Source organism: Phenylobacterium aquaticum, from assembly GCF_947378715.1.
Classification (GTDB): Bacteria; Pseudomonadota; Alphaproteobacteria; order Caulobacterales; family Caulobacteraceae; genus Phenylobacterium; species Phenylobacterium aquaticum_A.
This window is the reverse complement of the sequence record NZ_CANCLE010000127.1, coordinates 1-11878: the sequence shown is the minus strand read 5'-3', so window position 1 is coordinate 11878 and position 11878 is coordinate 1. Positions and strand designations below refer to the sequence as shown.

The 11878-nt window shown below is 68.2% G+C and carries 13 protein-coding genes; 10 read left to right on the top strand and 3 right to left on the bottom strand.

What is annotated here, in order from left to right:
* Window positions 1–348: 348 nt before the first annotated feature.
* Complete coding sequence (gene mtgA, locus Q7P21_RS15240; protein ID WP_304170337.1) at window positions 349–1002, bottom strand: monofunctional biosynthetic peptidoglycan transglycosylase; 654 nt, start codon at window positions 1000–1002, stop codon at window positions 349–351.
* Window positions 1003–1487: 485 nt separating this feature from the next.
* Between mtgA and Q7P21_RS15235 the strand changes: the two genes are divergently transcribed.
* On the top strand, window positions 1488–2153 hold the full coding sequence (locus Q7P21_RS15235; RefSeq protein ID WP_304170335.1) for a nitroreductase: 666 nt from the start codon (window positions 1488–1490) through the stop codon (window positions 2151–2153).
* Here Q7P21_RS15235 and Q7P21_RS15230 read toward each other — a convergent pair.
* Window positions 2150–3115, bottom strand: a complete 966-nt coding sequence (locus Q7P21_RS15230) for a WD40 repeat domain-containing protein (protein ID WP_304170336.1) — start codon at window positions 3113–3115, stop codon at window positions 2150–2152. The genes Q7P21_RS15235 and Q7P21_RS15230 overlap by 4 nt on opposite strands.
* Window positions 3116–3319: 204 nt before the next feature.
* On the opposite strand from Q7P21_RS15230, the gene Q7P21_RS15225 reads away from it, so the two are divergent.
* Window positions 3320–3751, top strand: a complete 432-nt coding sequence (locus tag Q7P21_RS15225) for a biopolymer transporter ExbD (protein ID WP_304170338.1) — start codon at window positions 3320–3322, stop codon at window positions 3749–3751.
* A gap of 153 nt (window positions 3752–3904) precedes the next feature.
* Window positions 3905–4333 carry a biopolymer transporter ExbD gene (locus Q7P21_RS15220; RefSeq protein ID WP_304177735.1) on the top strand — a complete coding sequence of 143 codons (429 nt, stop codon included), beginning with the start codon at window positions 3905–3907 and terminating at the stop codon, window positions 4331–4333.
* A 12-nt stretch (window positions 4334–4345) separates the two neighbouring features.
* Here the strand turns inward: Q7P21_RS15220 and Q7P21_RS15215 are convergent, their stop codons facing one another.
* Window positions 4346–5410, bottom strand: coding sequence for a GTP-binding protein (locus Q7P21_RS15215; protein ID WP_304177733.1), 1065 nt, complete (start codon window positions 5408–5410; stop codon window positions 4346–4348).
* A 130-nt stretch (window positions 5411–5540) separates the two neighbouring features.
* Here Q7P21_RS15215 and dmeF point away from each other — a divergent pair, with 130 nt between their 5' ends.
* The 7 genes from dmeF to proB form a co-directional block, all read left to right on the top strand.
* The gene (dmeF, locus tag Q7P21_RS15210; protein WP_304171040.1) at window positions 5541–6461 is read left to right on the top strand and encodes a CDF family Co(II)/Ni(II) efflux transporter DmeF; all 921 of its coding nucleotides are present in this window, start codon (window positions 5541–5543) and stop codon (window positions 6459–6461) included.
* A gap of 32 nt (window positions 6462–6493) precedes the next feature.
* Entirely contained in the window at window positions 6494–7891 is a 1398-nt protein-coding gene (locus tag Q7P21_RS15205) for a serine hydrolase (RefSeq protein ID WP_304171038.1), read from the top strand.
* 135 nt (window positions 7892–8026) lie between these two features.
* Window positions 8027–8575, top strand: coding sequence for a 50S ribosomal protein L21 (gene rplU / locus Q7P21_RS15200; RefSeq protein WP_304171036.1), 549 nt, complete (start codon window positions 8027–8029; stop codon window positions 8573–8575).
* Window positions 8576–8606: 31 nt separating this feature from the next.
* Window positions 8607–8876, top strand: a complete 270-nt coding sequence (rpmA, locus tag Q7P21_RS15195; protein WP_304171034.1) for a 50S ribosomal protein L27 — start codon at window positions 8607–8609, stop codon at window positions 8874–8876.
* Window positions 8877–9113: 237 nt separating this feature from the next.
* Window positions 9114–9638, top strand: a complete 525-nt coding sequence (locus Q7P21_RS15190; RefSeq protein WP_304171032.1) for a GNAT family N-acetyltransferase — start codon at window positions 9114–9116, stop codon at window positions 9636–9638.
* Between the two features lie 67 nt (window positions 9639–9705).
* Complete coding sequence (obgE, locus tag Q7P21_RS15185) at window positions 9706–10755, top strand: GTPase ObgE (RefSeq protein WP_304171030.1); 1050 nt, start codon at window positions 9706–9708, stop codon at window positions 10753–10755.
* 23 nt (window positions 10756–10778) lie between these two features.
* Window positions 10779–11878 (top strand): glutamate 5-kinase (gene proB / locus Q7P21_RS15180; RefSeq protein WP_304177737.1); only part of this gene is annotated, 1100 nt, incomplete at its 3' end.

Below are 11878 nucleotides of genomic sequence, written 5' to 3'. Positions count from 1 at the left end.
AGGTCTGAGAGGTCGGGCTTGGGGCTTTACGTCTCCGGCTCGGCGGAGACCGCGAGGCGCAAGGGCCCGGCTCCGCGCTTATCCGAAGACGCGCAGACCTCGGCCGCCGGACGCGAGGCGCGTCGGCTGGGCGGCGGACTTCATCTGGGTTCGCAGGGCGACCATGGGGCGAACCTGATCGAAAGCATGGGAAATGACAAGAGTGGCGCCCTCCTCGCCCCGCTTGCGGGGAGAGGTCGGGTGAGGGGCGCGCCGCGCAGCGGCGCATCTTTCGACGGCTTGGCGGGGCTTAGAGGCCGCAGGACCCCTCACCCCAACCCTCTCCCCGAAACGGGGCGAGGGAGTCCGCTACATCACGCACTCGGCGCCGCCATCACGGCGAACGACGCCGGCGGCCTTGGTGATCCGGCCGGAACGGCGCTGCACATAGGGGCCCGGCGCAGCAGCGCGCCATTTCAGGGGGCTGGGCAGGATGGCGGCCAGGCGGGCGGCCTGGGCGGAGGTCAGGTGGTCAGCGCCGATCCCGAAGTTCTTCTGCGCCGCAGCCTCGGCGCCATAGACGCCCGGGCCCCATTCGACGCTGTTGAGATAGACTTCCATGATCCGCTGCTTGCCCCACAGGGTCTCGATCAGCACCGTGAAATAGGCCTCCAGCCCCTTGCGGACATAGGAGCGGCCTGGCCAGAGGAAGACGTTCTTGGCGGTCTGCTGGCTGATGGTCGAGCCGCCGCGGATGCGCTTGGAACGCTCATTGTGGGCCATGGCCTTTTCCATGGCGCTGAAATCGAAGCCGTGATGCTCGCAGAACTTGGCGTCTTCGGCGGCGATCACCGAGCGCGAGAGCGTGGGCGAGATGGCGTTCAGCGGCACCCATTTGCGATGGAAGCCCTGGCCCTCGAACAGGCGCTGGACCATCAGCCAGGTGATCGGCGGCGGAACCACGCGATAGACCGCCACGGTCAGGACCGGCCCCACCAGGCCGAAGATCACGAACAGCAGCAGGGCCGCGCGGCCGACCCGGCCGCCGAGCCCGGGGCGACGGGGGCCGCTGTCGGGCTGGATCTCAATGGCCGGGGCGTCCGCGCCGCCAGACGCCTCGGTCGGCGGCGTCGGGCTGAGCGACAGATCGCCCAGGTCCGGCGCGTCAGGTCCCCAGCCGGAGCCGGTCTCATGGCTGGTCAGCCGCAGGCCGTCTGGCGAGCCAAGCGCGCGATGGGGGTCCCTAGGCGGGCCGGGTTCGTTCAATGTCTCTCGCCTCGCCCTATGCTTCTGGCCTTGTCCAAGTCTTCTGGCCTTGCCTTGACCCGGAGTCCCAGTGCTACCGATGCCCCCTGCCCGGTCAAGCGGGCCCTAGAGCCTTTCTACTCGGTTCAGATGGAATCATCTGAACCGAGTAGAAAGGCTCTAATTCAAATATTTAGAGCGCGTCGGACGGGCTAACCGGATTCCACTTAGCCCTGACGCGCTCTAGCGCGAAGGGATGAGCCATGAACGTAAGCGAAGCGGTTGAACGAAGGGTGTCCATCCGGGCCTTCAAGCCGGACACCCCGCCCGCCGCCGTGGTGCGTGAGATTCTGGAGCGGGCCGACCGCGCGCCCTCCGGCGGCAATCTCCAGCCCTGGCGGGTCTACGCCCTGGCCGGCGCGGCCCTGGCGGAGCTCAAGGCCCGCGTCGCCGCCAACCCGTTCGGCGAGGAGCCGGAATACAACGTCTATCCCCCCGAGCTGTGGGACCCCTTCCGCGCGCGGCGGTTCCAGAACGGCGAGGATCTCTACGCCACCATCCCGATTCCGCGCGAGGACAAGCCCGCCCGCCTGCGCCAGCTGGCCAGGAACGGCGAGCTGTTCGGCGCCCCCGTGGGCCTGTTCTTCTGCCTCGACCGCAAGCTCGGCCCGCCGCAATGGTCGGACGTAGGCATGTACATGCAGACGGTCATGCTGCTGGCCACCGAGCGGGGCCTGGACACCTGCGCCCAGGAATATTGGGCCCGCTATCCGAAGACCGTAGCCGAGACCCTGAACCTGCCCGACGACCACATGCTGTTTTCCGGCATGGCGCTGGGCTGGCGCGACGAGACCGCGCCGATCAACACCCTGCGCTCCGCCCGCGATCCGTTCGAGGTCTGGGCGGAGATGAAGGGGTTTGAAGCCTAGATTTCCGCCACCCCGGCCCCGCCGTCCTCGTCGCCCCAGGCGAGACGTTTGGCGTCGGGGCTCATGGCGAGCGCGGTGATCGGCGGGCCCTTGTCGGCCTTGAGCATGTCGATCTTCTGGGTGGCCAGGTCGCAGACCCAGACCCGGCCGTCCTCCAGCCCGCCGGCCACCTTCTGGCCGTTCACGGCGGCGGCGACCCGGGCGACCATGGTCGACTGGTCGAAGCCGATCTCGGCGGCCTGTTTGCCCAGGGGGCCGGTGGCGCCGGCGAAGGGCCAGACCACCGCGCCATTGGCGCCGGAGGTGGCCAGCATCTGGCCCTTGGCCAGGAAGGCCAGGCTCTTCACCTTGGCCGGATAGCCGCCCATCTTCAGGTTCTTGTCGTCGGCGACCCGCCAGCCATGCAGCTGGTTCTCCTGCATGGCCGACATCAGGAACTTGCCGTCCGGGCTCCAGGCCAGGGCCACGTGGCTGCCGGCCCATTTCAGGATCACCGGCTTCTGCTCGGCGATGCGGGCGTACCAGAGCCAGGCCCCGCCATAGGTCGCCGTGGCGATTCGCCGCCCCTTCGGATCGAAGGCCAGGTCGGCGACGCTGCGCTCGTGGGTGAAGCTGCGCGAGAAGGCGGCGTCGGCTGCATCGCGAACGATCAGCTCCTTGCCGGCCCCGAAGGCATAGAGCTTCGACTCGGGGTTGGCGGCCACCGCCTCGATCCAGCGGCCCTTGACCAGGGCCAGCTCCTGGCAGCCTTCGGCCGTGGTCCAGACCAGGCGACCGTCATCGCCCCCGGTCAGAATCCCTTGGCCCGACGGGTGCGGGCAGGCGCAGAGCACGGCCCCGCCATGGGCGGGGTGGCTTGAGCCGTCCTCCAGGCGGACCGTGCCGTCGCCCAGGGCGAACAGGGCCTGGCCGGAACGGTCGAAGAGGGCGGCGGTGACATAGGCGTCGAAGGCGAAACTCATGATGAACCCCATAGACGGCGAACAAGGGTCTTGGCGAGAGGCCGTCGGCGCCTTCGATTTCGCGCCTCGGGAGAGTTCCGGGGGCAGGCCGGACATCCGGGCGCCCGGGCGGCGCGGTTGGGGCTTTACATTCGCGAATTGATTGGCGATGGGTGTCTCCGACGGCGGGCGCGCGATTGTGCCCCCCAAGGGAAGGAATTGCATATGGGTGCGAAGCTGGGCGGCGGAGGCGGCGGCAAGTTCGACCTCGGCCAAAACAGCGAGATCAACGTCACGCCCTTCGTGGACGTGATGCTGGTGCTCCTTATCATCTTCATGGTGTCCATCCCGGCCGCCACGGTTTCGATCAAGCTTGACCTGCCGCCGGCGATCCCGCCGCCGCCGGGCGCGAAGATCGAAGAGCCGACCGTCATCAATATCCAGGGCGGCGGCGGCATCTTCATCGGCGAAGCGGCGACCTCGGTCGCCACCCTGCCGGCGGACCTGGCCCGCAAGCTGAACAAGCCGGACCCGACTCAAGAGCGCGTCTACATCCGCGCTGAGCGGACGGTCCGCTACGGCGACTTCATGACCGTCATGAACACGCTGCAAGGCAACGGCTACTTCCAGGTCGCCCTGATCAACGAAGACCTCTAAGGCCTTCGCACCAGACATCGAAAAGCCCGCCTGGAGCGATCCGGGCGGGCTTTTTGCTGCCTGAACCGCAATTTGCATTTACATACGTAATTTTGTGATCCAGCCTGCCTGCGAATTATGGATGTAATTTCATTCGCGGTCGAGGAGGATCAGATGGGTGCGAAACTGGGCGGCGGGCGCGGCGGCAAGTTCGACCTGGGCCAGAACAGCGAGATCAATGTCACCCCCTTCGTGGACGTGATGCTGGTCTTGTTGATCATCTTCATGGTCGCGGTCCCGCCGGCGACCACCTTCGTGAAACTCGACCTGCCTCCCGCCCACGAACCGCCCAAGGACCAGAAAGTCGAAGAACCGACGGTGATCCACATCCAGCAGGGCGCGCTCTTCATCGGCGATCAGTCGACCTCGATCGCCACCCTGCCGGCGGACCTGGCGCGGGCGTTGAACAAGCCCGATCCCACTCGGGAGCGCGTCTATCTTCAGGCCGAGCGCACGGTCAGATACGGCCGGTTCATGGAGGTGATGAACACCCTCCAGGCGTCGGGTTATTTCCAGGTCGCGTTGATCAACGAGGACCTCTGAATTCCACGCTGACTAGGCCGCGCAAGCCTCGAAGCCGGCCTTCAGGGCGGCTTCGTCGAGGTTGCGGCCGATGAACACCATGCGGCTGAAGCGATGCTCGCCATCCTTCCAGTCGCGCTGGAAGTCGCCCTCAAGAATCATGTGCACGGCCTGGAACACCAGGCGGCGGTCCTCGCCGGCCACGTCGAGAATGCCCTTGGCCCGCAAGATGTCCGGGCCCTGGGCCTGGAGGATGTCGTTCAGCCAGGCGGTGACCCGATTGCCGTTCAGCGGCTTGTCGAAGGTCAGCGAGATCCCCCGGATGCCCGCGTCGGCCACATGGTCATGAGCATGATGATCGTGACCATGATCATGGCCGTGGTGATCATGGTCGTGCCCGTGGTGATCGTGGTCGCAGTCTTCGTCATGGACATGGCCCGGCTCCCCATGGCCGGGGTTGAGGAATTCCGGCTGCAGTTCAGTGATGCGGTCCAGATCGAAGCCGCCGCGGCCCAGGATCAGCTCCAGCGGGACGTTCGAGCGCACCGCGCGGTGGATCGGGGCCAGCGGGTTCAGCCGGCGGATGCGGGCCTCGACATCGCGCAACTGGGCCTCGGTGACGAGGTCGGTCTTGTTGAGCACGATCTGGTCGGCGAAGGCCACCTGCTCGACGGCCTCCTTGGAATCCGACAGGCGCAGCGGCAGGTGCATGGCGTCGACCACGGTGGTGACGCTGTCCAGCCGGGTCTTGGCGCGGACGTCGTCATCCACGAAGAAGGTCTGGGCCACGGGGCCGGGATCGGCCAGGCCGGTGGTCTCGACGATGATAGCGTCGAAGCCGCCCTTCCGCTTCATCAGGCCCGAGAGCACCCGGATCAGGTCGCCGCGCACCGTGCAGCAGACGCAGCCGTTGTTCATCTCGAACACTTCCTCGTCGGCGCCGACGATCAGCTCGTTGTCGATGCCGACCTCGCCGAACTCGTTGACGATGACGGCGTAGCGCTTGCCGTGGTCCTCGCTGAGGATGCGGTTGAGCAGGGTGGTCTTGCCGGCGCCGAGATAGCCGGTGAGCACGGTGACGGGTGTCTTGTCGGTCATGGGGCGTATCTAGTCATTCGGATCGCTCTAGGGAACAGGGACCGCAGCGTCTCGCGACCGGAACCGCTTGACCCCCGCGGAGTGTTATAGAATAACACGCCCACGCCGAACGGCGGAGTCCGAGATCACCGTGACCGCACCCCTCGACATCGAACCTCCGATCGACGCCTTTCGGGGCGACCGCGTCTATCTGGGCGCCGATCATGCGCGCAATGAGCGCCGCACTTGGATCGTGGCCGGGGTCTGCCTGGTTTCGCTGCTGGTCCAGATGATCGGCGGCCTGGTGTTCCACTCCATGGCGCTGGTGGCGGGAGGCCTGCACATGGGCGCCCATGTCGCCGCCATGGTGGTGGCTGCGGCCGCCTATGGGGTGGCGCGCGCCTATGCCAAGGATCAGCGCTTCGCCTTCGGCACCGGCAAGATCGGCTATGTGGCCGGCTTCGCCAACGCCGTGGTGCTGGGGGTCACAGCCCTGCTGATCGCCGCCGAAAGCGTGCAGCGGCTGATCACGCCGGAGCCGGTGGCCTATCGCGGCGCGATCCTGCTGGCGGGGGTCGGCCTGGTGATCAACCTGGTCTGCGTGGCCCTGCTGAAGCCCCAGGCGGTTCACGCCCATGATCATGACGGCGACCTGAACCTGTCGGCCGCCCACCTGCACCTGTCGGCCGACGCCGTGGTCTCGGCCCTGACCATCGGCGGGCTGGCGGCGGGCTCCTATCTCGGCTGGACCTGGGCCGATCCTCTCGCGGCCCTGGCCGGCGCCGGCCTGGTCGGCCACTTCGCCTGGCGGCTGATCACCCGGGCGGGCGCCGTGCTGCTCGACATGAACCCCTCCGCCGAGCTGACCGAGGAGATTCGCGGCCGGCTGCAGGACGCCGACACCCGGGTCCTCGACCTGCACCTGTGGCGCCTGGGCCCAGGACATCACGCCGCGGTCGTGGTGCTGCAGACGGACAAATCGACGCCGGCAGGCGCCTATCACGCGCGTTTGAACGGTCTTTTAGGACTTAGTCACGTCACCATAGAACTCCGCGACCCCAGGACCGCTTGACGGCGGCGCGCGGATCAGGCGTGAAAATGGTGATGGATCGCGTATCGGATCGCGCTTTTGAGTTCTCGGTCGTCAGCGCCACGCCGCTGCGCGACGCGGCGCTCCGGGCCCTAGGGGCCGTTTTCTGGACGGCCGCCGATGGTCTGTTCCTGGCCTGCGTCGCCACCGACAAGGCCGTGCGCCGGGTCGGCGCCGGAACCCAGCATTTCCTCGCCGACGTTCCGGGCTCGCTGGGGGTCGCCGCCGTGCGCGCCGGCGCCTTCACTGTGGAACGTCGCGCGCCGCTGACGGCCCTGGCTGTCATCCTGGTCGGAGCCGGCATTGGCTGGAACGCCACCGCCCCCGCCGCCGTTCCCGGCCGCCATCCGCTGAGCGCCACCCACGCGGTCCCGACCAAGCTGGTCACAGCCGCCGTGACCATCCGCACCCCGCGCCATCGGCCGCCCAGCGCGCCGGCCCCGGCCGCCCTGCAGCGGGAACTCTCCGAACTCGCTGCAAGTTATGACGAGCCGGTGGGCATCGCCGTCTCCGACGTCACCGAAGGCTGGGTCGCCTCGGTCGACGGCCAGCAGGCCTTCCCCCAGCAGAGCGTCTCCAAGCTCTGGGTGGCGATCACCGCCATGGACGCCGTCGACCAGGGCCGCATGCGCCTGGACCAGGGCGTGCTGCTGACCGACGATGACCGCAGTGTCTTCTTCCAGCCGATCACTTATCGGATCGACAAGGACGGCTATCAGACCACGGTCGATGAACTGCTGAACAAGGCGCTGATCACCTCCGACAACGCCGCCAACGACAAGCTGATGGGCATGGTTGGCGGCCCCGTCGCCGTGCACGAGGTGCTGCAGCGCAAGGATATCGAGGGCGTCAGCCTGGCCGAGGACGAAAAGCACCTCCAGGCCCATATAGCCGGCATGACCTGGACCCCCCAGTTCCGCCCCTATGGCGCCTTCGAGGAGGCCCGTGGCCGCCTGCCGCGAGAGGTCCGCGACAAGGCCATGCAGGCCTATCTGGACGCCCCCTATGACGGCGCGAGCCCGGTCGGCATCGTCCAGGCGCTCTCCGCCCTGAAGCGCGGCGAACTGCTGTCGCCCGGCTCCACCGACGTGATCCTGGGCGCCATGGCCAAGGCGCGCACCGGCCCGCGCCGTCTGGCCGGCGGCCTGCCGTCGGGCTGGAAGATCGCGCACAAGACCGGCACCGGCCAGGACTGGCGCGGCGCGACATACGGCATCAACGATGTCGGCCTGCTGACCGCCCCCGACGGCCGCACCTATGCGGTGGCGGTGATGATGCCCAAGACCCACAAGCCGGTTCCGGCCCGTCTGGAGTTCATGCAGGCGGTCTCCCGCGCCGTGGTCGGCAACTGGCAGGCCGAGCGGCGCACGGTCGCCAGCCTGCGCGGATCGGAAGCCGTACGCGGCGACTAGGCGCGCGGCGGAAGAACCCCGCCCGTCGCCCGCCAATCGCGTTGACTCAAACCGGGCTCTCTGTATAAGTCCGCGCCTCTCGCCCGCGGGCCTTCTCGCGGGCGCAATCTTTTTTGCTATTTCAAGGCGCGAACGATGTACGCGGTGATCAAGACCGGCGGCAAGCAGTACCGGGTCCAAGCCGGTGATGTGCTTGTTGTTGAAAAGCTCGATGGCGAACCGGGTGCGGATGTCGCCTTCGGCGAAGTCCTCATGCTGGGTGATGGCGAGGCCGTGACGGTCGGCGCCCCCATGGTGGACGGGGCCAAGGTCAGCGCGACGCTGATCGAAACCCGCCGCGGTGAGAAGGTGAAGATCTTCAAGAAGATCCGTCGCCAAGGCTACCGCCGGACCCAGGGCCACCGCCAGTTCGAGACCGTTCTGCGCGTGACCTCGGTCGAAGGCGCGGGCAAGACCGACAAGTGGGAAGGGACCGTGTCCCTCACCACCAAGGCCGTGCTCAACGCCCGCTCGCGGAACCTGAAGCTGGAAGACGGTCCGGCCCAGACGCCGCAGCGTCAGTCCGCCCGGGCCCTCAAGGCCGCCGCGGCCGCCCCGGTCGTGGAAGCCGCTCCGGCCAAGAAGGCGGCGCCGAAGAAGGCCGCCGCTCCGAAGGCTGAAGCCCCGCAAGCCGGCGCCGAATAAGCAACCGACCAGACCAGTTTAGGAGGCCACTATGGCTCACAAGAAATCAGGCGGCTCCTCGCGTAACGGTCGCGACTCGGCCGGCCGTCGTCTCGGCGTGAAGAAGTTCGGGGGCGAAGCCGTCGCCGCCGGCAACATCATCGTGCGCCAGCGCGGCACCAAGTTCTATCCGGGCGTGAACGTCGGGATCGGCAAGGACCACACCCTCTTCGCCATGGCCCATGGCGCAGTGAAGTTCATCACCAAGCGCAACGACCGCACCTATGTGAACGTCGTGGCCGCGAGCGAGAACGCCAGCTAAGGCGGAACCCACCCGATCCGGTTCCGCTTCGACGAAAAGTCAGGCGGTACCGGACAGAATTCCCAAGCGGGGAGTCCGGACGCCGGGCTCCCCGCTTTTGTTTTCTGACCCAGAGCCCTTTCCGATCTGGCAAGCCAGATCGGATCAAAAAGGGCTCTATTCAAAGACCTAGAGCGTTTCTGAATCCGAAAAGCGCACCACACTTTTCGGGAAACGCTCTCGGTCCGGGAGGTAGAGATGTGCGCCATCGAAATCCAACCCGTCGTCACGACGGAGCGTCTGGTCCTGCGCCGGCCCAGGCTCAGTGACGCCAAGCGAATCGCCGAACTGGCCAATGATCACGACGTGGCGCGGATGATGTCGTCCATGCCCTGGCCCTATGGCCTCAGCGACGCCGAGGCCTTCCTGGCCGCCCAGGACGACAAGCCCGGCTGTGACTTCGTCATCGAGCATCCGGCCGAGGGCATGGTCGGGGTGGCCGGTTTCAAGTTCGACGCCCTGGGCCGCCCGGAGCTGGGCTACTGGCTGGGCCGACCCTATTGGGGCCACGGCTTCGCCACCGAGGCGGCGCGCGGCGCCCTGGTCTGGGCCGCCAAGGACTGGAGGAAGCGGGCGATCATCGCGCGCCACTTCACCGACAACCCGGCCTCCGGCGAGGTGCTGTGCAAGGCGGGCTTCCTCTACACGGGGGAAGTGACCCTGACCCCCTCCCCGGCCCGTCCGGAACCGGCGCCCTGCCGGACCATGGTCTGGCTCGCCTGACCCCCACCCCCCCGCCCGTCGGGCCGCATGGCTCGACGGGCGGCTCTCCTTGGTTCAAAAGGCCCTCATGAAGTTTCTCGACCAGTGCAAGATCTATGTCCGCTCCGGGAACGGCGGCGGCGGCGCGGTCTCGTTCCGGCGCGAGAAGTACATCGAGTACGGCGGCCCGGACGGCGGTGACGGCGGCAATGGCGGCGACGTCTGGATCGAGGCCGTCGACGGCCTCAACACCCTGATCGACTTCCGCTACCACCAGCACTTCAAGGCTGATACCGGCACCCACGGCATGGGCCGCAACCGCCATGGCGCGGCCGGCGCCGACGCGGTGCTGAAAGTCCCCGTCGGCACCCAGGTGCTGGAGGAGGACAAGGAAACCCTGATCATCGACATGGACACCGCCGGCCAGCGCTACCTGCTGTGCAAGGGCGGTAATGGCGGTTGGGGCAATGACCGCTTCAAGGGCCCGGCCAACCAGGCGCCCTACCACGCCAATCCGGGCCAGGAGGGCGAGGAGCGGTGGATCTGGCTGCGTCTGAAGTTGATCGCCGATGTCGGCCTGGCCGGACTGCCCAATGCCGGCAAGTCGACCTTCCTGGCCGCCGCCAGCGCCGCCAAGCCGAAGATCGCCGACTATCCGTTCACGACGCTGGCCCCCAATCTCGGCGTGGTCGATCTGTCGCCCAATGAGCGCTTCGTCATCGCCGACATTCCCGGCCTGATCGAGGGCGCCTCGGAGGGCGCGGGGCTCGGCACCCGCTTCCTGGGCCACGTGGAGCGCACCGCCGTGCTGATCCACCTGGTCGACGGCACCCAGGATGATGTGGCCGAGGCCTGGCGCACCGTGCGCCACGAGCTTGAGGCCTATGGCGAGGAGCTCGGCGACAAGACCGAGATCCTGGCGCTGAACAAGATCGACGCCCTGTCCCCCGACATGATCGACTTCCAGCGCCAGGCGCTGGAGGAGGCCTCGGGGACGAAGGTCCGGCTGGTCTCCGGCGTCTCTGGCCAGGGCGTGGTCGACATCCTGCGCGAGGCCTATGCCCTGGTGCGGCAGCGCAAGGCCGCCGCCGCCGCCAAGGCCCGCGGCGGCGAGGAGATCGAGGACTGGAAGCCGTGACAGGCGACGTCGCCGGCACGGGCCTGGCCACGGCCAGGCGTATCGTCGTCAAGGTGGGCTCGGCCCTGCTGGTCGGCGAGGACGGGGCGCCCGACGCCCACTGGCTGGCGGCCTTCGCCTCCGATCTGGCCCGCGTGCGCCATCGCGGCCAGCAGGTGCTGGTGGTCTCCTCCGGCGCCGTGGCCCTGGGCCGCAAGCGGCTGGGACTCGGCAAGCGCGCCCTGACCCTGCCGGAAAAGCAGGCCGCCGCCGCCGCCGGCCAATCGGCCCTGATGCGGGCCTGGGAAGAAGCCCTGGAGCCCCACGGCTTCGCCGCCGCCCAGGTGCTGTTGACCCGCGACGACACCGAGGTCCGCCGCCGCTGGCTGAATGCCCGGGCCACGGTGGAGACCCTGCTGACCCTGGGCGTCGTGCCCGTCGTCAACGAGAACGACACCGTGGTCACCGAGGAGATTCGCTACGGCGACAATGATCGGCTGGCCGCGCGGGTCGCCCAGATGATCGGCGCCGACGTCCTGGTGCTGCTCTCCGACATCGACGGGCTCTACACCGCCGATCCGCGCGACAATCCCGACGCCCGGCACATTCCACGCGTGACCCGGCTCGACGCCGAGATCGAGGCCATGGCCGGGGGCGCGAACGCCCGGGCCGGGGTCGGCACGGGCGGCATGGCCACCAAGATCGCCGCCGCCCGCATGGCCCAGGCCGCCGGCTGCGCCACGGTCATCACCCTGGGGCGTCGACCCTCGCCGCTCTACGCCGTCGAGCATGGGGAGCGGGCCACGGTCATCGAGCCGGCGCTCACCGCCAAGGCCGCCTACAAGGCCTGGATCGCCGGGTCTCTCGCGCCCAATGGCGCCCTGATCATCGACGCCGGCGCCGCCCGGGCGCTCGCCACCGGCAAGAGCCTGCTGGCGGCCGGGGTCAAGGCCGTCGAGGGCCGGTTCGAGAAGGGCGACGCGGTCATTGTCCGCGACGAGACCGGCGCCGAGATCGGGCGCGGCCTGTCCCGCTACGACGCCGCCGACGCCGAGACCATTCGCGGCCTGAAGTCCGACGCCATCGAGGCGGCCCTGGGCTTCACCGAGGGGCCGTTGATCCACGCCGATGATTTGGCGCTCGC

Coding starts and splice junctions, on each gene's coding strand:
- Q7P21_RS15235 (WP_304170335.1), top strand. CDS start 1,488: ATGAACGTAAGCGAAGCGGTTGAACGAAGGGTGTCCATCCGGGCCTTC.
- Q7P21_RS15230 (WP_304170336.1), bottom strand. CDS start 3,115: ATGAGTTTCGCCTTCGACGCCTATGTCACCGCCGCCCTCTTCGACCGT.
- Q7P21_RS15225 (WP_304170338.1), top strand. CDS start 3,320: ATGGGTGCGAAGCTGGGCGGCGGAGGCGGCGGCAAGTTCGACCTCGGC.
- Q7P21_RS15220 (WP_304177735.1), top strand. CDS start 3,905: ATGGGTGCGAAACTGGGCGGCGGGCGCGGCGGCAAGTTCGACCTGGGC.
- Q7P21_RS15215 (WP_304177733.1), bottom strand. CDS start 5,410: ATGACCGACAAGACACCCGTCACCGTGCTCACCGGCTATCTCGGCGCC.
- Q7P21_RS15205 (WP_304171038.1), top strand. CDS start 6,494: ATGGATCGCGTATCGGATCGCGCTTTTGAGTTCTCGGTCGTCAGCGCC.
- rplU (WP_304171036.1), top strand. CDS start 8,027: ATGTACGCGGTGATCAAGACCGGCGGCAAGCAGTACCGGGTCCAAGCC.
- rpmA (WP_304171034.1), top strand. CDS start 8,607: ATGGCTCACAAGAAATCAGGCGGCTCCTCGCGTAACGGTCGCGACTCG.
- Q7P21_RS15190 (WP_304171032.1), top strand. CDS start 9,114: ATGTGCGCCATCGAAATCCAACCCGTCGTCACGACGGAGCGTCTGGTC.
- obgE (WP_304171030.1), top strand. CDS start 9,706: ATGAAGTTTCTCGACCAGTGCAAGATCTATGTCCGCTCCGGGAACGGC.